The organism is Oleiphilus sp. HI0061 (assembly GCF_001635675.1).
The window spans coordinates 1-345 of record NZ_LWFE01000584.1; the positions used below are offsets into that span (position 1 = coordinate 1).

Annotated in this window: 1 pseudogene; it reads left to right on the forward strand. The window is 45.8% G+C overall.

Features of this window, described 5'->3' with window-relative positions:
• Positions 1 to 345 (forward strand): annotated as a pseudogene (locus tag A3735_RS07655) (DNA polymerase III subunit gamma/tau); the annotation flags it as partial.

Consider the following 345-nt stretch of genomic DNA (forward strand, 5'->3'; position numbering starts at 1 on the left):
AGCACGTCGTTTCCTATGCTCGTAAGTTATGTGCCGAAGATGTTCAGCTTTTCTATCAAGTGGCCTTGGTTAGTCGTCAGGACTTGGCGATTACGCCTGACCCTAAATCTGGCCTTGAAATGGCCTTGCTCAGAATGCTTGCTTTCCAGTTAAGCCCTAGTGATCAGCTAGGAATTGATATTGTCACAGCGCCTGTAGGCAATGAAGTGCCGGTTGCTGAAGAGCAAACTGTGCAAAGTGCTCCGCTAGAGAATAATTTGTCTGAGGACGAAAGCAAAAAAAAAACACTTCTGAATAGTGAAGGTTTAAATGTTGAGGGTGTAGCACAAGTTGAACGGGCACCTG